Annotated in this window: 19 protein-coding genes; 9 read left to right on the top strand and 10 right to left on the bottom strand. The window is 37.8% G+C overall.

Annotation, left to right across the window (positions count from 1 at the left end):
• Positions 1 to 148: 148 nt before the first annotated feature.
• Positions 149 to 2,107, bottom strand: a complete 1,959-nt coding sequence (gyrB, locus tag ACUN24_RS11370; protein WP_121282553.1) for a DNA topoisomerase (ATP-hydrolyzing) subunit B — start codon at positions 2,105 to 2,107, stop codon at positions 149 to 151.
• A gap of 1,679 nt (positions 2,108 to 3,786) precedes the next feature.
• Here gyrB and ACUN24_RS11365 point away from each other — a divergent pair.
• Both ACUN24_RS11365 and ACUN24_RS11360 read left to right on the top strand, forming a co-directional pair.
• Positions 3,787 to 4,386, top strand: a complete 600-nt coding sequence (locus tag ACUN24_RS11365; RefSeq protein ID WP_445562582.1) for an OmpH family outer membrane protein — start codon at positions 3,787 to 3,789, stop codon at positions 4,384 to 4,386.
• Between the two features lie 102 nt (positions 4,387 to 4,488).
• Complete coding sequence (locus tag ACUN24_RS11360; protein WP_445562581.1) at positions 4,489 to 4,965, top strand: nucleoside deaminase; 477 nt, start codon at positions 4,489 to 4,491, stop codon at positions 4,963 to 4,965.
• Between the two features lie 141 nt (positions 4,966 to 5,106).
• Here the strand turns inward: ACUN24_RS11360 and ACUN24_RS11355 are convergent, their stop codons facing one another.
• The gene (locus ACUN24_RS11355; protein WP_445562580.1) at positions 5,107 to 7,020 is read right to left on the bottom strand and encodes a TlpA family protein disulfide reductase; all 1,914 of its coding nucleotides are present in this window, start codon (positions 7,018 to 7,020) and stop codon (positions 5,107 to 5,109) included.
• A 109-nt stretch (positions 7,021 to 7,129) separates the two neighbouring features.
• Between ACUN24_RS11355 and ACUN24_RS11350 the strand changes: the two genes are divergently transcribed.
• The gene (locus ACUN24_RS11350; RefSeq protein ID WP_445562579.1) at positions 7,130 to 7,903 is read left to right on the top strand and encodes an EcsC family protein; all 774 of its coding nucleotides are present in this window, start codon (positions 7,130 to 7,132) and stop codon (positions 7,901 to 7,903) included.
• On the opposite strand, the gene ACUN24_RS11345 is transcribed toward ACUN24_RS11350, so the two are convergent.
• Entirely contained in the window at positions 7,904 to 8,302 is a 399-nt protein-coding gene (locus ACUN24_RS11345; protein WP_445562578.1) for an RNA-binding S4 domain-containing protein, read from the bottom strand.
• Positions 8,303 to 8,505: 203 nt separating this feature from the next.
• Between ACUN24_RS11345 and ACUN24_RS11340 the strand changes: the two genes are divergently transcribed.
• Both ACUN24_RS11340 and ACUN24_RS11335 read left to right on the top strand, forming a co-directional pair.
• Positions 8,506 to 9,324 carry a 2,3,4,5-tetrahydropyridine-2,6-dicarboxylate N-succinyltransferase gene (locus ACUN24_RS11340; protein ID WP_207908365.1) on the top strand — a complete coding sequence of 273 codons (819 nt, stop codon included), beginning with the start codon at positions 8,506 to 8,508 and terminating at the stop codon, positions 9,322 to 9,324.
• A gap of 15 nt (positions 9,325 to 9,339) precedes the next feature.
• Positions 9,340 to 10,533, top strand: a complete 1,194-nt coding sequence (locus ACUN24_RS11335; protein ID WP_445562577.1) for a glycosyltransferase family 4 protein — start codon at positions 9,340 to 9,342, stop codon at positions 10,531 to 10,533.
• A gap of 314 nt (positions 10,534 to 10,847) precedes the next feature.
• Here the strand turns inward: ACUN24_RS11335 and ACUN24_RS11330 are convergent, their stop codons facing one another.
• Together ACUN24_RS11330 and ACUN24_RS11325 are read right to left on the bottom strand one after the other, a co-directional pair.
• Complete coding sequence (locus ACUN24_RS11330) at positions 10,848 to 11,402, bottom strand: DUF4136 domain-containing protein (RefSeq protein WP_445562576.1); 555 nt, start codon at positions 11,400 to 11,402, stop codon at positions 10,848 to 10,850.
• Between the two features lie 177 nt (positions 11,403 to 11,579).
• Entirely contained in the window at positions 11,580 to 12,131 is a 552-nt protein-coding gene (locus ACUN24_RS11325) for a DUF4136 domain-containing protein (RefSeq protein ID WP_445562575.1), read from the bottom strand.
• A 204-nt stretch (positions 12,132 to 12,335) separates the two neighbouring features.
• Between ACUN24_RS11325 and ACUN24_RS11320 the strand changes: the two genes are divergently transcribed.
• The 4 genes from ACUN24_RS11320 to miaA all read left to right on the top strand — a co-directional run bounded on the left by ACUN24_RS11320 (position 12,336) and on the right by miaA (position 16,134).
• Positions 12,336 to 12,902 (top strand): L-threonylcarbamoyladenylate synthase, encoded by a 567-nt coding sequence (locus ACUN24_RS11320; protein ID WP_445562574.1) that lies wholly within the window; start codon positions 12,336 to 12,338, stop codon positions 12,900 to 12,902.
• Between the two features lie 102 nt (positions 12,903 to 13,004).
• Positions 13,005 to 14,411, top strand: coding sequence for a CCA tRNA nucleotidyltransferase (locus ACUN24_RS11315; RefSeq protein WP_445562573.1), 1,407 nt, complete (start codon positions 13,005 to 13,007; stop codon positions 14,409 to 14,411).
• Positions 14,412 to 14,509: 98 nt separating this feature from the next.
• The gene (locus ACUN24_RS11310) at positions 14,510 to 15,154 is read left to right on the top strand and encodes an IS1096 element passenger TnpR family protein (RefSeq protein ID WP_445562572.1); all 645 of its coding nucleotides are present in this window, start codon (positions 14,510 to 14,512) and stop codon (positions 15,152 to 15,154) included.
• Between the two features lie 71 nt (positions 15,155 to 15,225).
• A complete protein-coding gene (gene miaA, locus ACUN24_RS11305) occupies positions 15,226 to 16,134 on the top strand; it encodes a tRNA (adenosine(37)-N6)-dimethylallyltransferase MiaA (protein WP_445562571.1) in 909 nt (302 codons plus the stop codon).
• A gap of 50 nt (positions 16,135 to 16,184) precedes the next feature.
• Here miaA and ACUN24_RS11300 read toward each other — a convergent pair whose 3' ends face one another.
• From ACUN24_RS11300 to rpoC, 5 genes are all read right to left on the bottom strand, one after another.
• Entirely contained in the window at positions 16,185 to 17,492 is a 1,308-nt protein-coding gene (locus ACUN24_RS11300) for an SGNH/GDSL hydrolase family protein (protein WP_445562570.1), read from the bottom strand.
• Between the two features lie 12 nt (positions 17,493 to 17,504).
• A complete protein-coding gene (locus ACUN24_RS11295) occupies positions 17,505 to 18,728 on the bottom strand; it encodes an OmpP1/FadL family transporter (protein WP_445562569.1) in 1,224 nt (407 codons plus the stop codon).
• Between the two features lie 76 nt (positions 18,729 to 18,804).
• Entirely contained in the window at positions 18,805 to 19,116 is a 312-nt protein-coding gene (locus ACUN24_RS11290; RefSeq protein WP_121282527.1) for a DUF3467 domain-containing protein, read from the bottom strand.
• 374 nt (positions 19,117 to 19,490) lie between these two features.
• The gene (locus ACUN24_RS11285) at positions 19,491 to 19,757 is read right to left on the bottom strand and encodes a hypothetical protein (protein WP_445562568.1); all 267 of its coding nucleotides are present in this window, start codon (positions 19,755 to 19,757) and stop codon (positions 19,491 to 19,493) included.
• Between the two features lie 91 nt (positions 19,758 to 19,848).
• Complete coding sequence (rpoC, locus tag ACUN24_RS11280) at positions 19,849 to 24,135, bottom strand: DNA-directed RNA polymerase subunit beta' (protein WP_445562567.1); 4,287 nt, start codon at positions 24,133 to 24,135, stop codon at positions 19,849 to 19,851.
• Positions 24,136 to 24,198: the final 63 nt, after the last annotated feature.

Below are 24,198 nucleotides of genomic sequence, written 5' to 3'. Positions count from 1 at the left end.
CAAATATATAGCAAAACTACATACATAAGAAATCTATGTATATAATTTTTATACAATAAAATTAAATTCCAGGCAACAAAAAACCCTCTCCAAGATTTTAACTTGAAGAGGGTTTATATATTTAATTCCCTTTAAAGGGATTTATGGGTTAAGCATCAATCTTCGCATATTTTGCATTACGCTCGATAAATTCTCTACGAGGAGCAACTTCATCGCCCATTAACATAGAGAAAGTATGATCACACTCTGCAGCACTTTCGATAGTGGCCTGTAATAAAGTACGCGTTGCCGGATTTAAGGTAGTTTCCCACAATTGTTCTGCGTTCATCTCACCCAAACCTTTATAACGCTGAATATGTACACTATCTTCTTTACCTGCACCTTTTAAACGTTGTACAGCAGCATCGCGTTGTACATCATTCCAGCAATATTCGAATTCTTTACCTTTTTTAACCTGATAAAGTGGCGGCGAAGCAATATAAACATAACCTGCTTCGATTAATGCCCTCATGTAACGGTAGAAGAAAGTTAAGATCAACGTAGTAATGTGTGAACCGTCGATATCCGCATCCGTCATGATTACAATCTTGTGGTAACGCAGTTTAGTCATGTTTAATGCTTTGTTATCCTCTGGTGTACCAATACTTACACCAATCGCCGTAAACATATTTTTGATCTCGTCGTTTTCGTAGATCTTATGCTCCATCGCTTTCTCTACGTTCAGGATTTTACCTTTTAATGGTAAAATGGCCTGAATGTTTCTATCGCGACCTTGTTTAGCAGTACCACCCGCCGAGTCACCCTCTACCAGGTAAATTTCGCATCTTTCTGGATCACTGTCTGAGCAATCGGCAAGTTTACCAGGCAAACCTGAACCACCCATTACACTTTTACGCTGTACCATTTCGCGGGCTTTACGGGCCGCTGCACGCGCTGTAGCCGCTAAGATTACCTTATTGATAATCATTTTAGCTTCTTTAGGATTCTCTTCTAAGTAATTACCTAAAGCCTCTCCTACTGCAATATCAACAGATCCCATTACCTCACTGTTACCCAATTTGGTTTTGGTTTGTCCTTCAAATTGTGGTTCCTGTACTTTTACCGAAACTACTGCGGTTAAACCTTCCCTGAAGTCATCACCGGTAATTTCCATTTTTACGTTCTTTAATAAACCTTCCTTATCGGCATAGTTTTTTAAAGTACGGGTTAAACCCCTACGGAAACCGGCAATGTGTGTACCACCCTCGTGGGTATTGATGTTGTTTACATAAGAGTGCACATTTTCAGAATAACTATCGTTATACTGGAAAGCCAGCTCAACCGGAACACCATTTTTAATACCTTCAATATAAATCGGCTCTGCCAGAATAGAGGTACGGGTATCATCTAAAAAGGCTACAAACTCTTTTAAACCACCTTCCGAAAGGAAAGTTTCCGAAAAATAAGAACCATCATCCAGTTTCTCACGTTCATCGGTTAAGGTTAATTTAATTCCTTTATTTAAGAAAGATAACTCGCGTAAACGACTGGCTAAAGTATCGTATTTGTATTCAGTAGTTTGGGTAAAAATAGTTTCATCCGGAGTGAATGTTACAATTGTACCACGTTTATCGGTAGTTCCAACTTCTTTAACATCATACTGTGGAACACCAATTTTATACTCCTGCATCCAGATCTTACCTTCGCGGTGTACTTCTGCTTTTAAATCGGTAGATAAGGCGTTAACGCAACTTACCCCCACACCGTGTAAACCACCCGAAACCTTGTAAGTATCTTTATCAAATTTACCACCGGCGTGTAAAACCGTCATTACGATTTCTAAAGCCGATTTATTTTCTTTTGTATTGATCCCGGTTGGAATACCACGACCATTATCTTCAACCCTGATGGAGTTACCTTCCAAAATGCGGACGTCGATAGTATCTGCATGACCGGCCAAAGCCTCATCAATAGAGTTATCCACAACCTCGTAAACCAAATGGTGTAAACCTTTAACACCAGTATCACCTATATACATTGAAGGGCGCTTACGCACCGCTTCTAAACCTTCTAAAACCTGTATATTATCTGCCGAATAATTTGACTTTAAATCCTGTTCTTCGCTCATATTTTAATTAAAAACAATAAGTATCAAAAATACGGAAATTTTGGCATTTAAACTAATATGTGGATAAGTTTTGAGCTGTTAAGAGATTACTGTTAAAGCGATTAAAACATGTTTAAATCAGGTTTGGAAAGCAAAACCCGCTTTCCAATCCATGCCACCTCCCGCTTTCCATTACAAGTCCCGCTGAAGAAGCGGAAGCTTTTCATTTCAATCGGGTTTAGGTGGGCAAAACAATACTGAATTTGAACGGATTATTCACCAAACGTTCCTATGGAACGAAAAAACATTACATTTTTTTTCTACCTGGCATTCGTCCCTACGGGACGTTTTTTTTCACAATACCAACAATTGCCCGCCGCGTCATTGCCTAGTGTCATTATGATAACGATTTTTAACCATAGATAAACACGGATTTTATATCTGTGTGCATCCTTTTTATCTGTGGTTAAATGATGTTACCTGCGCCGGAGGCTTAACTTAATGACCTGCCACAGTGTTTTTTAAAACTAATACTTGCCTGCCGTCCCGTTAGGGACGGTTCATAGAAAAAAACATTACATTTTTTTCTACCGGGCATAGGTCCCTATGGGACGTTTTTTTCACAATACCAACAATTGCCAGAAGCGTCATTGCGTAGTGTCATTATGATAACGATTTTTAACCATAGATAAACACGGATTTTATATCTGTGTGCATCCTTTTTATCTGTGGTTAAATGATGTTACCTGCGCCGAGGACTTAACTTAATGACATGCCACAGTGTTTTTTAAAACTAATACTTGCCTGCCGTCCCGTAGGGACGTTTCATAGAAAAAAACATTACATTTTTTTCTACCGGGCATAGGTTACTATGGGACGTTTTTTTCACAATACCAACAATTGCCAGAAGCGTCATTGCCTAGTGTCATTATGATAACGATTTTTAACCATAGATAAACACGGATTTTATATCTGTGTGCATCCTTTTTATCTGTGGCTAAATGATGTTACCTGCGCCGAGGACTTAACTTAATGACATGCCACAGTGTTTTTTAAAACTAATACTTGCCTGCCGTCCCGTTAGGGACGGTTCATAGAAAAAACATTACATTTTTTTCTACCGGGCATAGGTTCCTATGGGACGTTTTTTTCACAATACCAACAATTGCCAGAAGCGTCATTGCGTAGTGTCATTATGATAACGATTTTTAAACACGGATTTTATATCTGTGTGCATCCTTTTTTATCTGTGGTTAAATATATTAACTGCGCAGATGAATTAACTTAATGACATGCAGCAGCGGTATTTTTTTTTTAAAAACTAATGCTTGCCTGCCGTCCCGTTAGGGACGATTCATCGGTAGCTAATTGTTTAATTAGCGTTATCGTTCCATAGGAACGTTTGGTGTTTTAAAATTTGCTCTTGCCGCCCTGCAGCCCCAAATAGTAGCACCTGCCATGCCACCTAAACCCGATGGAAGCGGGCATGAAATAAAGCGGACAGCGGGGCAAACAGCCGTTTGAAACACAGGCTTTGCTTTTCAAATCACCTCTATCAGATTGAGCGGCAAGCGTTGAGTAAATTAAACGCTTTACGTACTGCGCTAAATGCAAAAGTACCCTTGTAGCGCAATAGCCATTTCTTTAAATTGCATATCAAAACTAATTTATATAAGTTTGCTAAAATTTATTAAACAAGAATGGAAAGAAGAACCTTTAAAACCTTTGGTTTAATTGCAACAGCAACTTTGATAACTGCTTTCTCTGCATGCCAGAACAAAGACACTAAAACTACTGAAACTAAAAAAACAGAGGGTACTACTGCAGCGGTTTCTCCAACTGAGAAAATTGTGTATGTAAACTCCGACTCGTTACTTACAAAATATGAATACTTCAAAGATCTTAAAGTGAAATTTGAAGGAAAGACCAAAAATGCACAGGCTGATATGCAGGCTAAAGGTCAGGCTTTTCAAAGAGAAGTTGCACAATACCAACAATCGGCACAAACTTTATCAGCCGATCAACGCAAAAGCACTGAAGAGCGTTTAGCACGTAAGCAACAGGAATTGCAAACTTACCAACAAAATGCAGGCGGTGCTTTACAGAATGAGCAAGCTGCTGAAAACGAAAAATTGTATGATAAAGTTGCAGAATATTTAAAAGGTTACGCTAAAGAAAAAGGTTATAAAATGGTTTTAACTTACTCAAAAGGTAACAGCTCTATTTTATTTGCCGACGAAAGTTTAGATGTAACTTCAGAAGTAATTAAAGGCTTAAACGCAGAATACAGCAAAAAATAAGTTAAAAAGATATTTAAATCAGGATGCCCCGAATAATCGGGGCATTTTTTTTGTGCTGTTATTTTAGAATTTTAACGACAGAAGGACTAATCAGGATATAAAATGGAGAATCAACATCAGGAATATATGCAGATGGCAATCGATCTATCTGTACAGAATGTAAGCGAAAGTATTGGTGGACCTTTTGGCGCTGTGGTGGTAAAAGATGGCAAATTGATTGCTAAATCAGCCAATAAGGTAACCTCAACCAACGATCCTACAGCACACGCCGAAGTTTCGGCCATTAGGTTGGCTTGTACCGAATTGAATACATTCGATTTAAGTGGCTGTGTAATTTACACCAGTTGCGAGCCCTGCCCTATGTGTTTGGGTGCTATTTATTGGGCGAAGATTGATACCATTTATTATGCAAATACCAAGGCCGATGCCGAAAACATTGGTTTTAGTGATAAATTTATTTATGAAGAATTAGATAAACCGATGGAAAAAAGGAGCCTTCCGGTAATTCAACTGATGCAGGATGAAGCTCTGGCAGCTTTCAAATTATGGGAAACTTCTGCAATGCGGATTGATTATTAAGAAGTTGACAGTTTAATAAAAGTACCGTCATCTCGACTGGAACGTAGTGAAATGGAGAGATCTATTATAGATTTCTCGACTTCGTTACACTCCGCTCGAAATGACGATCACTCTCGTTAATATTATTATAAAAAGATCGAATTATTTACCCGATTCTTTAGAAGCCAGTAATCCGACCATGGCATCTATTTCTTTCACCACACCATCATCAGAGCCTGAGAAACCAACGGCTTTAAACCTGATGTTACCATCACCATCTATTACAAATTTGGTAGGGATTCCATCAACTTTATAAGCACTTACCACATCAAATTTTGAGGGGTCTTTTGCATTTTTGGTATCGTAAAGCACGTTAAAATTATATTTCTTTTCGGCAATAAAATCGGTAACAAGTTTTTCTCTATTTTCTTCATTTTGCCAGGTGTTTACAAACAAGAATACCACATTGGGGTTACCTGAATATTTCGCCATGGCTTTTTGCATCCCCGGAAAAGAAGCAACACAAGGGCCGCACCAGGTTGCCCAATAATCTAAAATCACAATCTTCCCCTTTAAACTGGCTAGGCTTACATTTTCCCCTTTAAGATTAGTTAAAGAAAACCCAGGCGCAGGTATATTGATCATTTTTTTGGTCCACTCCGCTCTTTCTTTTTCCAGTGTTGCTTTTTCTAAGTTGGCAATATAGGTTTCGTAAGTTCCTTCTTTCTTTAATGAAATGTAAAGCGTTTTGAAAATTGTTTTCAAAGAGTCAGTGGCTTTCCCTTCTTTTATGATCTTTTCGGCTTCAGCATAGGCTTTATCCTTATTACCCGTTAAATTTAAATACATGATGTACCGTTCGTTTCCACTAGCATCATTATAAGCCTTAGCTTTTTCCTGATAAGCCAATGCTTCTTTGTTATTACCCTGATGATGCAGCAATAGTGCATAGGTATCGGCATACATGGCGTAAGCCCGATCAAGCGATTTTATATACTCATCTTTTGAAGAGAAATAAACTGGTACTTCACCATTTTTAGCCTCTTCTATCAAATCGAGTGATTTTTTAGAGAGTTGTGTTGCTAGCTCCAGGTTTTCTTTTTTCTCAGCCAATGGCCAGGCAAAAGAATTATACAAATTTGCCTTGCTTTGTTTATTAGTTACTTTACCAGCATAAAGTTCAAATTTATCGGCATTTTTTGCCTGTATACTTGCGTTTGCCAAAATGCCATAAATTGAATTTAACTTATCGGCATCTGCTTTTTTTTTGGCATCGAATTTAAATTTGGCAATCATGTCTGCTGCTTTTTTCTCCTGTGTTCCAAAATCTTTTGTACCATATAGCGCATTCATATCATCTCCCCAGGCATAATTTCCTGTCGGATATTTTTTCAACAGGATTATTTTTACCGAGTCTGCCTGAGCTTTTTTCTTTAATAATGAATACAGCCCAATAACAGTGCTTAAATCTTCTTCTTTAGGTTCTTTTAATTTAGATAAGGTCGAAATATTCTCATTGATGAGCTTTGTTCCCTTATCTTTATCTGCTTTGTACTCCAGCGAAAGATATTGTTGCAGGTTTTTCTTTTTCAACTCTGGCTTTAAGGCGAATGCCTGTTTATATAAACTAACTGCTTTTTCAGGATCAATGGTAAGCCCGAGATAATAATTTCCGGCCAATCCGTATAAAAAGGCTTCGTTAAGATAGGCTTCAGCAGGCACTTTTCCACCTTTGGTAAATTCAAGTACATAACCCGCAGGCGCTTCATCTTTCTGATCGCCAACCGAAAAAGCAAGTCCAACCACGGTAACGCTATCCGCCGTAGTAATTTCCCCTTTATAAATCGCCCCTTCTTTTACCAGCTCAATTTTGGTGTCTTTTAGGTTGGTTTTCGAAAAAAAAGTATAACTCTTACATTTTACATCGGCCAGGTTTTCCAGGTTGGTTCCTTTTGGATCGTAAGTAAATTTAACGGTACTTCCTGCTGCAGGTTGATCAGCTGAAAATTTTACCCCTTGAGCATTAGCCGCTCCCGCAGTCAACACCAGTAAACAGAACAATTTTAAGGTTTTCATAATGAAAGGATTAAGTTTATATTCAGGTAACTAAATATATAGTTTATTCTTTATTCTTCAAAGTTATTTCATGCTAAATTTTAAGGAATAATTATTGTAGCATTGAAACATGACCTACGAACAAAAAATAAGTGGTGAACTAAATTTCTGGAAGTTTAAAACCTTGCAAAAACCTTCGCTTTTGAGTAAAGTGACGGATAAAGTGCAGAAAAAAATAAACAGCTATATTCCCGATAAAGTTCATAATGCCATTACCACTGCGATTAAACAAATGGTTAAGGCAGTGCTTTTTGGTTCTACCTTTACCACGTCGAAACCCATTACCGATTTAACCTTAATGCACCGGGAAGCGTTGGTAAAACAAAAAATTGATAATTACAAAAAAACCGGTGCAACAGAGGGTGGAATTACCGGAGCGGGAGGTTTTTTAATGAGCCTGGCCGATTTCCCTTTATTGCTGGGCATTAAAATGAAGATGCTTTTTGACATTGCCGCGGTTTACGGATACGATGTTAAAGATTATCGCGAGCGTTTATATATATTACACATTTTTCAACTGGCCTTTTCGAGCAAAGAAGAAAGCCAGAATATATTTTATAAAATGCAGGATTGGGATGATAAAGCTCATCAATTACCCACAAACATTGATGAATTTGATTGGCTTACCTTTCAACAGCAATACCGCGATTATATCGATTTGGCTAAACTTGCCCAGATGTTACCTTTTATTGGTGCAGCGGTAGGGGCTGTTGCGAATTATAAATTGATCGAAAAACTGGGTAAAACCGCCATAATGAGTTATAGAATGAGGCATTTCAGTTTGCAGTATGCAGTTATCAGTTTGCAAGAAACTGAAAACCGTAAATTGAAAACTGGGAATTAACTATTCTTCTTCAAACATTCCTCCAATCAGATCATCTGTTTCACGACGATCTTTCTTAGTAGGACGCCCTGTACCCCTATCGCGTTTTAAGCTTGGCGCATGGAACATCGATTTAAAGGCATGGGTATCTTCAACAGGAGTTAAATCTTTATATTTAGTTAAGGCTGTTGGCGAATCAGTTCTGTTGTATGAAAATTCTACCACTTCAATGATTTTCTTCTCAATACCTTTTGATACCTGATAAACATCACCAACTTTTACAATGGCCGAAGGTTTAATATTCTGCCCTTTCAACTTCACCCTTCCGGCTTTGCAGGCATCAGTAGCAAGGCTCCGGGTTTTAAACAACCTGATGGCCCATAAATATTTGTCTATCCTAAGTTTTTCTGTCTCTGTCATAAAGGTTCAAAAGTAAAGAATTGTTAAATTGTTTTATTGCTTTATTGTTAAATCATTCTCATTTTCAAACCCGTTAAGGCATGCAATCCCAACTATCGAACAATTCAACAATCTTTTGCACTCACCCAACTACAAAACAATTTAAACAATTAGCCCTTTAATAAACAAAAATTGATTTATTTTGCGTAAAATTTAAAAACATCATGTATTCAGATTTAAAGAAATTAATTGAAGCCGCTTGGGAAGACAGAACCCTTTTACAATATAGCAACTATTGCGAAGCCATCGAAACCGTAATTCAGGGTTTAGATAAAGGGGAAATCCGCGTTGCTGAACCAGTTTTAAACTCTTGGGGCATTAATGAATGGGTAAAAAAGGCGGTAATTTTATATTTCCCGATCCGCGAGATGAAGGAAATTAAAAGCGGCCCATTTGTTTACCATGATAAAATGGAATTAAAAACTGATTATAAAGCAACTGGTGTACGTGTGGTGCCTATGGCAAGCGCACGTTATGGTTCATTTTTAGCAAAAGGTGTAATCATGATGCCATCTTATGTAAACATCGGTGCTTATGTTGATGAGGGTACCATGGTTGATACCTGGGCTACGGTAGGTTCATGTGCACAGATCGGCAAACGCGTTCACTTAAGTGGTGGTGTGGGTATTGGTGGTGTTTTAGAGCCTGTACAAGCTGCTCCGGTAATTATCGAAGATGATGCCTTTTTAGGTTCAAGAGCCATTGTAGTAGAAGGTGTTAAAGTAGAAAGAGAAGCAGTTCTTGGTGCCAATGTGGTATTAACAGCATCGACCAAAATCATTGATGTTACCGGTCCAACTCCTGTAGAATATAAAGGTGTTGTTCCTGCACGTTCAGTGGTAATTCCTGGTAGTTACACTAAAAAGTTCCCTGCTGGCGAATTTCAGGTGCCTTGTGCATTAATTATCGGAAAACGTAAAGAAAGTACAGATAAGAAAACTTCGCTTAACGACGCGTTAAGGGAAAATAATGTAGCGGTTTAAGCTTAAAGCAAAAAGGTGAAAGCTGAAAGCGAAACTCAAAAAGCCGAAAGTACCAAACTTGAGCAATCAAGCTTTAGTCTTTCGGCTTTAAGCTTTTCGCTTAAAATCGGATACGATGGCAAGCGCGCCGCCAATAATTTAACCGGATTGGGCAATTACAGTCGGTCTTTGATTGAGCATTTGGCAAGTCAGTATCCCGAACACGAGTATCTCGTTTATACTCCTAAAGTAAAAGCGGCCAGACAGATTGATGCATTTTTTGAGAAAGATAACATCGGACTTAAACTCCCTAAAAACGGCCCTTTTTTATGGAGAACTTTAAATATCCTGAAAGATTTAAATCAGGATGGCTGCCAGATTTTTCATGGACTGAGTCATGAAATCCCATTAGCCATACAGCATACGAGGATTAAATCGATCGTTACCATTCACGATCTGATTTTTCTGCTTTTCCCTCAATACTATAAATTCATCGACCGGAAATTGTACGGATGGAAAAGCAAATCGGCCTGTAAACGTGCGAATAAAATTATCGCCATCAGCGAAAAAACAAAACAAGACATCATAGATTTATACGGGATCAGTCCTGAAAAAATTGAGGTGATTTACCAAAGCTGCGATGATAGTTTTAAAACAGCTTTTGATGCAGCAACCTTAAGCCGCATTAAGGCAACCTATAAACTCCCTGAAAAATACATCCTGAACGTTGGCACCATTGAAGAACGCAAGAACCTTAAATTGGCTGTACAGGCTTTAAATGAGGTTAGTGAGGAATGTAAACTCGTAGTAATCGGCAAACAAACGGCTTATTTTAAAACCGTAGAAAAAGAAATTGAAAAACTTGGCTTAAAGAACAGGATTGTATTCTTAAAAAATATTCCATTTGCCGATCTGCCAGGCATTTACCAGATGGCCAGTGTATTTGTTTATCCTTCCTTTTATGAGGGTTTTGGCATTCCAATTATAGAGGCCTTATATTCAGGTGTTCCGGTGGTTGCGGCAACAGGCTCCTGCTTAGAAGAAGCAGGCGGACCAGATAGCTTATATATTTCGCCTAATGACGCTAAGGGACTTGCAAAAGCCATTAATCAAATTCTGGAAAGTCCTCAGCAGCAAAAAGAGATGAAAGAAAAAGGATTGGAATTTGTTCAAAAATTCAACAGCAATTTGGTTACGCAGCAGTTAATGGATTGCTATCTGTCTCTTTAATAATCCTTAAATTACGTTCATAGTAGCTTAGCGCATAATGAATGTGTAACTTATTCAGGTCGATTTTCAGAAATTTAGTTTTAATATTTGAAAAGCAAGGTTAGTGCTGCTATTAAATGTTATTCCTGCCAATACTCCAAGTCCTCATCCGATGAAGGATCGGATTCCGGGCTTTACGCGAATGTCAGGTTTAGATTGGGACAGACTGTAGTAACAATTAAGGAATACAAGCTATAAAACCACAAAAGAAAAAGGGCTGGAATTTATTTAAAAATTCAACAGCCCTTTTGTTATCTTAATTTAATTTTTACAACTTATTTAGCAGCGGTAACATTTGGTGGATATTGTGCCAATATTTCTTTTACACCGGTGTACAAACGTTGTTCTCTTTTATTAAAGTTATCGAGGTTAAAACCTGATCCCTGTCCATGCCAGAATAAAATCTTTTTAGCCGGATCCAGGAAATCGATGACAATGGTACCGTCAATATATTGATTTACGTAGTTTCCGCCGCCCCAGAAAGGATTTCCCCATCCGCCACGCCAGCCCCATCCCCAGCCACCATAGTAACCTGGGCCATACACATCGGTTTTTTCGCGGGCAACCACAACCAAATTAACCAACAAATCCGGGCGATCTGATTTTGTAAATCCTTTCGCATTCATTTCAGATTCAACTGCAGCTATTAATCTGCGCTTGTCCAAATTGTTGAGCTTAATCCTCGCAATACCCTTATCGTAAAAATTGTAAGTTTTGTAACCGCTTAAATCAACATTTTTATCATAATCTGATGCGGTGCGGAGTGTTGTACACCCTGCTAATGCCAATACCACTGTAAAAAGCATTAATAATTTTTGTGCTGTTCTCATTTCGTGCGCTCTTGTATAAATAACCTGACATAAATATAACGATATTGTAAACCAAATGGCAAATCATTTAACATTTTTTACAATCAGATTGTTATCTGTAAAACGATTTCTATTTGATTATGTTTTGACGTTATATCACTCAGACTAAATATTTTACAATTGGATTAATCGTAACAATCAATAAATTGGTGGGTATTCCGATAAGATCTGTTTTACGGCCAGTTTTATTCTTTCTTCTCTATTTTCATAATCCTCAAAATTAAAGCCCGATCCCACCCCGTGCCACATAATTGCTTTGGTTTCAGGATTCAAAAAATCAATGATAATGGTGCCGGATTGGTATTCTTTGCTGCTGTTGAGTGGTCCGAATTGCGAATCTCTCCATTGGTACGAAGATGAAACAGCATCCCATTGATAACCGCCTCCGCTATAACCCCAATCGGCCCTCGCATTAATGCTGCTCAAAACCACTACATTAACTAAAAAATCTGGTCGGCCAGCTTTAGTAAAGCCCTTTTTGGCCATGGCCGTTTCAAGGGCATCTAACATCCTGGGCTTGTCGAGGTTGTTTAATTCTAAATGTTCAATTCCTTTTTCGAAATAAGCAAAGGATTTTAACTTAGAAAAATCGATCTTTTTGTCGTAATCTGATGCCGTAAGCACAGTAATACAACTGGTAAATGCCATTACAATAGTAAACAGCATACCCCATTTAAGTGTGTGTTTCATTTTATGTTTTATTTAATAACCTGTTACTAAAATACAGGTTTATCGCATTAAAACACATCAGTTGTTATAAATAAAAGATAAAGAATATGTTACGATCATAAAATTCTTTTATCATTATTACGAGTGTCAGATAGAAATATCTGACAGCACAGGAAATACACATTAACATTATTTAACTTCCGCTTTATCAATTAACTTTGTAAAATGCTAAGAGACGAGATTAACAAAGCTTTTGAAGTATTAAAATCAGGCGGGGTGATCCTCTATCCTACCGACACCATTTGGGGAATAGGCTGCGACGCCACCAATCCTGAAGCCGTGGATAAAGTGCTTAAAATAAAAAACCGTCCGGCCGAAAAAAGCTTAATTGTTTTATTGGATGTAGACAGCAAATTACAAAGTTATATTGGCGAAATACCCGATGTAGCTTACGATCTGATCGAATATGCAGAAAACCCACTGACCATTGTTTTTTCGGATGCCAAAAACCTTGCCCAAAATGTAATTAATGCAGATGGTAGTGTAGGCATCAGGATTGTTAAACACGATTTTTGCACACCATTAATCCAGCGTTTCAGAAAACCTATTGTTTCAACCTCTGCAAATTTAAGCGGACAACCTTCGCCAAAATTCTTTGACGACATTGATCCCGAAATTATCGATGCTGTTGATTATGTAGTAGATTTCGAACAAGAAAACCGAACCAACAAAAAGCCATCAACCATTTTGAAACTTTCTCCGGGTGGACAGTTTGAATTTATTCGCAAGTAATTTTATTACTTTTGTAATTCTTATTGTCATCCTGAGGCACGAAGGATCTGTTTCATAGCGCGCAGATGCTTTCTATCTCGGCGAGACAAAATAACTAACTTGATGCAACAACACCTACAAAACCCGATATTTAAAACCTTATCTACAATTGCCGATAAGAGCAAAACCGAAGCCTATGTAATCGGAGGATTTGTGCGCGATTTATTTTTAGATCGCCCTTCAAAAGATATTGACGTAGTTGTTGTGGGTAGTGGAATCGAATATGCAGAAGCCGTAGGTCGAAAATTAAACACAAAAGTGGCTGTATTTAAGAACTTCGGTACGGCAAACATCAAATATCAGGATTTAGAGGTCGAATTTGTTGGGGCGAGAAAAGAATCATACCGATCGGATTCGCGTAAACCGATTGTTGAAGATGGCACTTTAGAAGATGACCAGCTCCGCAGGGATTTTACCATCAATGCATTAGCAATCAATTTAAATGCTGAGCATTTTGGCGAACTTTTAGATCCTTTTGATGGGATTAAAGATTTAGAAAATAAACTGATCCGTACTCCGCTCGATCCGGAAATTACTTTTTCGGATGATCCATTGCGCATGATGCGGGCCATCCGTTTCGCTTCACAACTTAATTTCGATATTGATCCGGCAGCACTCAATGCCATTAAAACCCAGAAACAACGCATCAGCATTGTTTCCAAGGAACGGATTACTGATGAGATGAATAAAATCATCTTATCTAAAAAACCATCGATAGGTTTTAAACACCTTTTTGATACCGGATTATTGCAGATCATTTTCCCTCAAATGGCACAGCTTTATGGCGTGGAGATTATTAAAGGAAAAGGACATAAAGACAATTTCTACCATACTTTAGAGGTATTGGATAACATCTGTGCAGATACCGATGATTTATGGTTACGCTGGGCAGCTATTTTGCATGATATTGCCAAACCTGCTACCAAACGTTTTGAAGAAGGCCACGGCTGGACATTTCATGGCCACGAAGACAGAGGGGCCAGAATGGTTCCCAAAATATTTGCACAGCTAAAACTTCCTTTAAACGAAAAAATGAAGTATGTGCAAAAATTGGTGCAGCTTCATTTACGCCCGATTGTTCTGGCACAGGAAACCGTTACTGATTCTGCCGTAAGGCGGTTACTTTTTGATGCAGGAGAAGAAATTGAAAGCTTGATGTTGCTATGTAATGCCGATGTAACAACGAAAAATGAATACAAAAAAACAAAATATAGAAATAACTTTGAACTGGTAAAACAAAAGCTAAAAGACGTAGAAGAACGCGATAAAATCAGAAACTGGCAACCTCCGATTTCCGGTAACGATATTATGGAAACTTTTGGTCTTGATGCAGGCAAAGAAGTCGGTATAATTAAAAATGCCATCCGTGAGGCCATATTGGAAGGTGAGATCACAAACGATTATCAGGAAGCGTTTAATTTTATGCTCAATCAGGCAAAACAAATGGGATTAAATCCTGTTAATAAATAATTTAATTGCCGTAACAATATGAATATGGTGTTTTTATGGCACATCATATTTGTGGTAATTATAAATTAACTTTATTTTTACGATTCCAAAATACAATAATGGCTATTTATAAATTTAGAATTACTTTTGAAGATTTTGATGATGTTGTGAGAGAGATCGACATTAAATCAAACCAAACATTTGAAGACCTCCATAAGGCTATTCACAGATCTACAGGTTATAATGCCGAGAAACCTTCTTCTTTTTATGTGAGCACTGATAATTGGTTAAAAGGTGATGAAATTGCCTATTTACCAAACGAACGTAAAAAAGACCGTGTAGTTTTAATGGAGAATTCTAAACTGAGCGGTTTTATTGAAGATCCACATCAAAAGTTTTACTATATCTATAATTTCGATCGCCCTTATGATTTCCATGTTGAACTAGTAAAAATTATTCTTGACGCGGACCCTAATATCGAATATCCATTTTTAGCCAAAAGCACTGGCGATGCACCAAAAATAATGGAGCAGAACAGTCCACAAGCTGTTGACCCTAGAGGCGCTGTTGCGGCCAGCGAATTTGATTTCTTAAATGAAATGAATTTTGTTCCTGAAGACACCGACGAATTAGAAGCCATGGGCGAAATGGGCATCAACGAGGAAGAAAGGGATGAAGATGAAGAAAGTGAAGAAGATGAATTTGGAGATGAATTTTCTGATAGTGATAACTTCGAAGACGATAGCCATAAAGACGACTATTAATTAGCAACAAAATAATATTACAAAAGCTGCCAAATATTTAAATCTGGCAGCTTTTATTTTATACAAACCCCGTGCCTCAACCAAAAACCTTAATATCCATTGTTGGTCCTACTGCAATTGGCAAAACAGCCCTGGCTATTCAACTGGCGCTACATTTTGGCACAGAAATTATTTCTGCAGATTCCCGCCAGTTTTTTAAGGAAATGGCCATTGGTACAGCAAAGCCCAATGCTACGGAATTGGCTGCGGTAAAACATCATTTTATCGATTCACATACTGTAACGCAGCTGTTCAGTACGGGCGATTTTGAGGTAGAAGGCTTAAAAACACTTGAAGAAATTTTCCAAAAGCACGATCTCGCCATTATGGTCGGGGGCTCTGGATTATATGTAAACGCATTATTAAATGGCTTGGATGAAATGCCCGATATTGATTTATCGATCAGGGAAAAACTAAACAAACAGTTTGAAGAAGAAGGCTTAGCAGTTATACAAAACCAACTGGCCGAGCTGGATCCCGAATATTTTGCAAAAGTAGATCAGCAAAACCCACAAAGAATGATCAGGGGTTTGGAGGTATATTTATCAACAGGCCAGAAACTTTCCTCAATGCTTTCAGCTACAAAAAAGGAAAGACCATTTAATATCATAAAAATTGGGTTAAATACCGATCGGGCTGTTCTTTATGATAGAATTAACAGAAGAGTTGATCAAATGATTGCTGATGGTTTAGTAAATGAAGTAAAATCGCTAATACCATTTAAAAAATACAATGCTTTAAACACGGTTGGTTATAGTGAACTTTTCGATTACCTGGACGGAAAGTTATCTCTTGAGGATGCCATTGCTGCAATTAAACAAAATACCCGCCGTTTTGCGAAACGCCAGCTTACCTGGTTTAGAAGAGACGCGGAGATGAACTGGTTTGAGCCTACTGAAAAAGAAAAGGTAATCAATCTTATTAATGATAAGCTAAAATGAAAAAGGTCCTAACATTGTTAGAACCTTTTAAAATATAAAGTCTTTTTGAATTAATTCGGGAATTTCACGCCTCTATATTGCGCAATATCAATGTTTGGTACAGTAGAACCGTATTTAGCATTAATGGCATCGATAAACACATTTGCAATTACCGCATTTCCGCGTGGAGTTAAGTGAATACCATCTAAAGAGAATGCGCCACCGCTAATAAAAGCTGCCTTTAAAGTAATACCCTGCACATTGACACCATCAGTACTAGCAACCTGATTAAAATAAGCATAAGTATCTGCAATGGCCAGGCCTTTGCTGGTAGCTAAAGATTTAATACTGCTGTTGTAACTGTTTACATAGTCCTTCACTTTAACTACTTCATCTTTATCCAATACCCATTTATTTTCGATTGGATTTAAGGGATGCAAACCATAAGGAATTCCAGAACCGTTTGGTTTTCCGAATATGCCTTCTGACTGAAACGGCAAACGGATTAAATCTTCAGCAGTTGCAGGCCTTACCGCACCTGTTCCTGTTTGAATATAAATAGCTGCCGCTGCAGGATTAATTGCTTTAGCAGCATTTAATAAAGCAGCTACGGTAACCGTATGAAAATAAGGAACAGCAGTTACATCAGGAATAGTTGCCACGATACCTTTCTGACCACCAGCGGTTAATGCATTTAAAAAATTAGCATACAATGATGAAAATGTTACTTTATCTGTTAATACCGTAGTTGGATCACCTGTAACGGTAACTGCACCATTTAAAGCATAACCCAATACATCATTATTTCCTAACCAAAGCGAGAAAAAGGTATGATTTCTGCCCTGTATATACTGAAAGTAATTGGTCTTACCCACTTGTGCATCAGTTAATAAACGCTCGAAATATGGATTGGCGGCACTAAAAGTAAGTGTTGGGTCGAAAGATAAATCGACACGCATACCAGGAATACCCAAATTTTGGATTTCGCCAGAATATTTAAATAAACGACTATTTGTTGGCGAATTACGCCAACCATTACCTAAAACAGGAGTTAAAGTTGGGACACCATTTACTAAAGCTGTAAGTGAAATATATCCAGAACCATTAGCTTGTGCGTCAGTAAAAAATGGAGAAGTGAATGCTCCACCACCAACTGAAGCCATTTTGGCTGCAATTAAATTTGGATAAGCAACCTTTTGGCCTTCTAAATATAAACCACCATCAGCAAAGCCAGAAGTTAAAGAATTGCCTACGGCAATGTATTTGCTAAAATTAGCTTGTCCGGCAGAAGAACCTGCAGGTGTTTCTATTTCTGGTTTGCAGGCTGCGGTAAAAAGAATGGCAGCAGCAACGAAACTATTTAATATATATTTTTTCATTTGTAATTTCTCCTACCATTTATAAGTTAATGAAAGACCTGGTGCATAAACCAGAGTTTTAAAGGTGCCATCTAAACCTGTTTCGATATTTTTCTGTTTACGCGATTTTACATCTTCAAAGAAGAACGAGGCATTCACTTCGAAATGACTGGTTGGTGTATAACCTAAACCTGCACTTAAGATGTAACGATCAGCATCTGGTGCTTCTGGTGTTACATAACCGTCCTGAACCGGAGAAAAAGCATAACCAACCCCTGCCCTTAACGCAAGTTTTTCTGAGGCCTGGTGATTGATACCCAGTTTAAATGATGAACCATCATGATAGTTACGCGCTGAACTGGTTACAAATGATTCGTTTACTTTTTGAGCATAAGTGAAAGTCAAATCCTGATAAACATGCCACTGCACCCAACTTGCATCAAACGCTAAAACCGTACTTTTCGATAAAGGGATACCTACACCTAAACTGGTTGTTGCCGGTAAAGGCAGTTCGGCATTGAATGTATTGCCAGCAGGAAAAGATCCTGCTAATGATTGCGGAACTGCAAAATCTGCTGTACCACCATCCAGTTTGGTAATTACTTTCGATTTATGTACGATAGCAAACGAGATATTGCTTAAAGTTTTAATGTATAAACCTGCATTCCATCCGTAACCTGTTCCCGTACCATCTAAAGTAACATGACCAGAACGTCCGTCAGGATAATTTACGGGAAGTGCACGTTGAAGGTTTACTTCGCCATGGTTATAAACAAAACCAGCGCCTATACCAATACGATCAGTAATTTTAATACTTAAAGTAGGTTGGAAATAAATGGCTTTTAAATTTAATGAGGTTAGTGCGTACTTACCAGACCAGTTATCGCCCCAGTCTACCAGACCACCAAATGGTGTATAAACCCCCAGGCCTAGCTTCCATTTGTTTGATTTTGGCCCCCAAACCGCATAAAATTCGAATGGAGGAGCAATTTTATTATTAACATTTTCTGTAATATTCGAACCGCTCTGTTTAAAAGCTGATTTGAACAATAGTGGGTTTACACCTGCGGAAACTGAGTTTTTCTCTAAGAAAGTTACTGCACCGGGATTGTAAAATACAGAAGCTTCATCTAAAGCCAATGCAGAACCTGCACCAGCCATACCAATTTGTTTCTGACCTTGTAAATTAACCTGGAAACCCTGCCCCAAAACCCAAAGTGGAGCAGAAAGTAATGCGCTCAATAAAATTTTTTTCATTTATAAATGGTTATACACAAATATATACTATGTTAGCATAGCAAACAAATATTTGTTTGTAAGAATTTTATGCGTTTTAGGCCTGGGCAGTCGGTCCACCAAAACCCATTGGAAACGGCGGTTCCTCCTGTGCTTTAATCCGGCCGTTTACCGTCTCGAACTTCTCAATATTATCTTCCAAGGCTGATAATAAGCGCTTTGCATGTTCTGGAGTTAAAATAATCCTCGATTTTACCTTTGCTTTCGGTATCCCGGGCATTACGCGGATAAAATCCAATACAAATTCGGTATTTGAATGGGTAATAATAGCCAGATTAGAAAAAATTCCTTCAGCAATTTCTTCAGATAACTCTATATTTAATTGGTTCTCGTTTTGTTGTTCTTCCATAATAGATCAAAAATAAAAAAATCCGCTGCTTAATGGCGGATTTTAAGATATAATGTTTGAAATAAAATCCATAAGCTTGAATCGTTAATTCAATTAACAATCTGAATGTCTCGGTATCTTAACAGGTCTCACTATACTTACTGATTTGGACTACTCTTTTTCAAGCACTCTATGTGCATAGCATCTGTTGGTAGTTTATAACTAGTTCATAAACGCTGGCCGAATCTATTGCGAATTAATGGAATGAATATGCTATACAAGTATTTGGTAGAAAGTGATATAGATAAGAATGATCTTAATCAATGAACAAAAATCAATAATTGTCTTTATGACACAGGCTTCTAATAATTTAATAATGAATTTAAATTATATTACTATTTATTAATAAATAGTAATATAAAACCAACAGTAACTGCAATTTGGCCAATCCAAAAAATAAACATCCATTTTATAATATCAGCTTTAGCATTAGCCAATGCTTCCTTTGTATTAGCGATGTCTTCCTTTGTGGCTAAAATTTCTTTCTTATTATCTAATTCAGTTCTTACTTCTTCTTTTACAAAAGAAACCAACTGCTCTGCTTCTTGTTCGCCTAGCTTAGCTTTTAAGATCTGAAAAAGTTGAATTTCTGTAACACTCATGTGTTTATTTTTTATTAAAGTTACAAAATCTATTCCAAACAAAAAACTCCCTCACTAAGTGAGGGAGTTTTAAAACAAAATATCAAAAATATTAAGCTTCTACTTCTTCTTGTTTCGAAGCTAATAATTTATCGTATTCTTCTTGAGAACCAACGATGATTCTTTCGTAACCACGTACACCAGTACCTGAAGGGATTAAGTGACCAACGATCACGTTTTCTTTCAAGCCTAACATATTATCGCGTTTACCTGCAATAGCTGCCTCATTTAATACTTTCGTAGTTTCCTGGAACGAAGCCGCAGAAATGAACGATTTAGTACCTAATGACGCACGTGTAATACCTTGTAAGATAGAACTTGCAGTTGCTGGTCTTGCATCTCTAACCGTGATCTGTTTTAAATCTTTACGTTTTAATTGAGAATTTTCGTCTCTTAATTTACGTAACGAAACAATCTGACCTGGTTTGATTTCTGTAGAATCACCTGCATCTTCAACCACTTTCTTGTCGTACATCGCATCATTCTCGTCGGCAAAATCCCAACGGTCTACAGCATTGTTTTCTAAGAAAATAGTATCACCTGGATCTTCAATATGAACTTTCTGCATCATCTGGTGAACAATTACCTCGAAGTGCTTATCGTTAATTTTCACACCTTGTAAACGGTAAACCTCTTGAATACCATTTACTAAGTATTCCTGAACCGCTGCAGGGCCTTTAATTGATAAGATATCCGCAGGAGAAATTGAACCATCTGATAACGGCATACCTGCTTTCACAAAGTCATTATCCTGTACAAGGATGTGTTTAGACAATGGAACAAGGTATTTTTTAACTTCACCATCTTTCGATTCGATTGTGATTTCACGGTTACCACGTTTAACGCCACCTAAAGTTACCACACCATCAATCTCAGTTACTACAGCTGGGTTAGATGGGTTACGCGCTTCAAATAATTCCGTTACACGAGGTAAACCACCTGTAATATCCCGGGTTTTACCAGTTGCACGAGGAATCTTAGCGATAATCTGACCAGTTTGGATTGCTTCACCTTCATCAACTGAAACGTGGGCACCTACCGGAATGTTATAACCTTTGATGAATTCACCTTTCTTATCAACAATCTGAACTGAAGGGTTTTTAGTTTTATCACGTGTATCGATAATTACTTTTTCACGGTGACCAGTTTGCTCATCTGATTCTTCACGGAAGGTTACACCTTCAATAATAGCATCAAAGTGCGCTTTACCGGCAAATTCTGATAGAATAACCGCGTTGTACGGATCCCATGAACAGATTTTATCACCTTTAGTAAGTTTATCACCTTCTTTTACGAACAAGAATGCACCGTAAGGAATGTTGTTGGTTACAATGATACGTCCGGTTCCTGGTTCAACAATTTTGAACTCACCTGAACGGCCTAATACCACCTGAACTGTTCCTTCTTCTGTTTGTGTATCAACAGTACGGATATTTTCGAATTCGATTACACCATCAAACTTAGCTACGATGTTAGATTCTGCAGCAATGTTTGATGCAGTACCACCCACGTGGAAAGTACGAAGTGTTAACTGTGTACCCGGCTCACCGATTGATTGTGCTGCAATTACACCAACTGCCTCACCTCTTTGAACGCGTTTACCAGATGCCAAGTTACGACCATAACATAATGCACAAACACCACGTTTGTTCTCACAAGTTAATACCGAACGGATTTCGATACCTTCTAATGGAGACTCTTCGATCAGTTTAGCAACATCTTCGTTGATATCTTCGCCTGCACTTACTAATAATGTGTTATCCAAAGGATTATACACATCATGTAATGAAGTACGGCCTAAAATCCTGTCGTATAATGGCTCAACAATATCTTCCTGATCTTTTAACGCAGTTGTATACATACCTCTTAAAGTACCACAATCAACTGAGTTAACAATCATATCCTGTGCAACATCATGTAAACGACGGGTTAAGTAACCCGCATCAGCTGTTTTTAACGCCGTATCCGCCAAACCTTTACGCGCACCGTGAGTAGAGATAAAGTACTCTAATACCGATAAGCCTTCTTTAAAGTTTGATAAGATCGGGTTTTCGATAATATCACCACCTGAACCAGATTTTTGAGGTTTCGCCATCAAACCACGCATTCCGCAAAGCTGACGAATCTGCTCTTTAGATCCACGTGCACCTGAATCAAGCATCATGTAAACTGAGTTAAAACCTTGGTTATCTGATGATAACTGAGTCATAACGAAAGTAGTTAACCTGTTGTTGATACGGGTCCAGATATCGATAATCTGGTTGTAACGCTCGTTGTTGGTAATGAAACCCATGTTATAGTTGTTTCTTACCTCTTCAACTTCTGCAGCTGCCTGCTCTAGTAAAGTATGTTTTTCTACCGGAATGTTTACGTCTTGTAAGTTGAACGATAAACCTCCCTGGAATGCCATACGGAATCCTAATTCTTTGATATCATCTAAGAACTGAGAAGCACGTGCCATACCAGTCATTTTAACTACCTCACCGATAATATCTCTTAACGATTTTTTAGTTAATAACTCATTGATATAACCAACTTCTTCAGGAACCATTTGGTTGAATAATACTCTACCAACTGTTGTTTCAGTTAATTTATTAACGATCGATCCATCATTTTGCTTCACATTTACCCTTACTTTGATAAATGCATGCAAGTCTAATTCTTTCTCGTTATAAGCAATAATAACTTCTTCCGGAGAATAGAAATTAGAATCCTGTCCTTTTACAACCCTTGTTTCATCTGTTCTACGGCCTTTAGTAATGTAATAAAGACCCAAAACCATATCCTGAGATGGTACTGTAATTGGTGTACCGTTTGCAGGGTTTAAGATGTTATGTGCAGCCAACATCAATACCTGGGCTTCCAAAATTGCTGCGTTACCTAAAGGTAAGTGGACAGCCATCTGGTCACCATCAAAATCGGCGTTGAATGCAGTACACACTAATGGGTGTAACTGGATTGCTTTTCCTTCAATTAATTTTGGTTGGAAAGCCTGAATACCTAACCTGTGTAGCGTAGGTGCACGGTTTAATAATACCGGGTGACCTTTTAATACATTTTCTAAGATATCCCAAACTAATGGATCTTTTCTATCAACGATTTTCTTAGCAGATTTAACTGTTTTCACTACACCACGCTCAATCATCTTACGAATAATGAACGGTTTGTAAAGCTCAGCAGCCATATCTTTAGGAATACCGCACTCGTGTAATTTAAGGCTAGGCCCTACAACAATTACCGAACGAGCTGAATAATCCACACGTTTACCTAATAAATTCTGACGGAAACGACCTTGTTTACCTTTCAGGATATCTGAAAGTGATTTCAAAGCACGGTTACCTTCAGTTTTAACCGCGTTAACTTTACGTGAGTTATCGAATAACGAATCTACAGCTTCCTGCAACATACGTTTCTCGTTACGTAAAATTACCTCTGGTGCTTTAATCTCGATCAAACGTTTTAAACGGTTGTTACGGATAATTACACGACGGTATAAATCATTTAAATCGGAAGTAGCGAAACGACCACCTTCTAATGGCACTAAAGGACGTAATTCTGGTGGAATAACCGGAACGATTTTAACAATCATCCACTCAGGGCGATTCTCAATACGTGTATTAGCACCACGGAAAGCTTCAACAACCTGAAGACGTTTTAAAGCCTCATTTTTACGTTGTTGAGAAGTTTCGTTAGCTGCCTGGTGACGTAAATCATAAGATAAAGTATCTAAATCAATACGTTTTAATAAATCTTCTAATGCTTCAGCACCCATTTTGGCGATGAATTTATTAGGATCTTTATCGTCTAAGTATTGGTTTTCTTTAGGTAATTTATCTAAGATATCTAAATATTCTTCTTCCGTTAAGAAGTCCATATAGTTGATACCTTCTTCAGCCATTAAGCCTGATTGAATAACTACGTAACGCTCGTAATAGATAATTAAATCTAATTTTTTAGTAGGTAAACCTAATAAATAACCGATTTTATTTGGTAAAGAGCGGAAGTACCAGATGTGTGCAACAGGAACCACTAAAGCAATGTGTCCCATACGCTCACGACGTACTTTTTTCTCCGTTACTTCAACACCACAACGATCGCAAACAATACCTTTATAACGGATACGTTTGTATTTACCGCAATGACATTCGTAATCTTTTACCGGACCAAAAATACGCTCACAGAACAAACCATCACGCTCAGGTTTGTAAGTACGGTAGTTAATGGTTTCTGGTTTCAACACCTCACCGCTTGAGCGTTCCAAAATAATTTCTGGAGACGATAAGCTAATCGTGATTGATGTGAAATTGCTTTTTAATTTATTATCCTTTTTGTAAGACATATCTCTTTCTTTAATGATCGAAGGATTGAGTGATTGAATGATTGAATGAAAGTTACCCATCAT

Source organism: Pedobacter sp. WC2501 (assembly GCF_052682415.1).
The sequence above is the reverse complement of the archived record's forward strand: the minus strand, read 5'-3'. Positions and strand labels throughout refer to the sequence as shown.

Excerpts from the sequence above, each read along its gene's own strand:
- ACUN24_RS11295 (WP_445562569.1), bottom strand. The coding sequence starts at position 18,728 with ATGAAAAAAATTTTATTGAGCGCATTACTTTCTGCTCCACTTTGGGTT.
- ACUN24_RS11290 (WP_121282527.1), bottom strand. The coding sequence starts at position 19,116 with ATGGAAGAACAACAAAACGAGAACCAATTAAATATAGAGTTATCTGAA.
- ACUN24_RS11330 (WP_445562576.1), bottom strand. The coding sequence starts at position 11,402 with ATGAGAACAGCACAAAAATTATTAATGCTTTTTACAGTGGTATTGGCA.
- gyrB (WP_121282553.1), bottom strand. The coding sequence starts at position 2,107 with ATGAGCGAAGAACAGGATTTAAAGTCAAATTATTCGGCAGATAATATA.
- ACUN24_RS11300 (WP_445562570.1), bottom strand. The coding sequence starts at position 17,492 with ATGAAAAAATATATATTAAATAGTTTCGTTGCTGCTGCCATTCTTTTT.
- ACUN24_RS11320 (WP_445562574.1), top strand. The coding sequence starts at position 12,336 with ATGCTAAGAGACGAGATTAACAAAGCTTTTGAAGTATTAAAATCAGGC.
- ACUN24_RS11315 (WP_445562573.1), top strand. The coding sequence starts at position 13,005 with ATGCAACAACACCTACAAAACCCGATATTTAAAACCTTATCTACAATT.
- ACUN24_RS11325 (WP_445562575.1), bottom strand. The coding sequence starts at position 12,131 with ATGAAACACACACTTAAATGGGGTATGCTGTTTACTATTGTAATGGCA.
- ACUN24_RS11365 (WP_445562582.1), top strand. The coding sequence starts at position 3,787 with ATGGAAAGAAGAACCTTTAAAACCTTTGGTTTAATTGCAACAGCAACT.
- ACUN24_RS11350 (WP_445562579.1), top strand. The coding sequence starts at position 7,130 with ATGACCTACGAACAAAAAATAAGTGGTGAACTAAATTTCTGGAAGTTT.
- ACUN24_RS11310 (WP_445562572.1), top strand. The coding sequence starts at position 14,510 with ATGGCTATTTATAAATTTAGAATTACTTTTGAAGATTTTGATGATGTT.
- ACUN24_RS11345 (WP_445562578.1), bottom strand. The coding sequence starts at position 8,302 with ATGACAGAGACAGAAAAACTTAGGATAGACAAATATTTATGGGCCATC.
- rpoC (WP_445562567.1), bottom strand. The coding sequence starts at position 24,135 with ATGTCTTACAAAAAGGATAATAAATTAAAAAGCAATTTCACATCAATC.
- ACUN24_RS11360 (WP_445562581.1), top strand. The coding sequence starts at position 4,489 with ATGGAGAATCAACATCAGGAATATATGCAGATGGCAATCGATCTATCT.
- ACUN24_RS11285 (WP_445562568.1), bottom strand. The coding sequence starts at position 19,757 with ATGAGTGTTACAGAAATTCAACTTTTTCAGATCTTAAAAGCTAAGCTA.
- ACUN24_RS11355 (WP_445562580.1), bottom strand. The coding sequence starts at position 7,020 with ATGAAAACCTTAAAATTGTTCTGTTTACTGGTGTTGACTGCGGGAGCG.
- ACUN24_RS11340 (WP_207908365.1), top strand. The coding sequence starts at position 8,506 with ATGTATTCAGATTTAAAGAAATTAATTGAAGCCGCTTGGGAAGACAGA.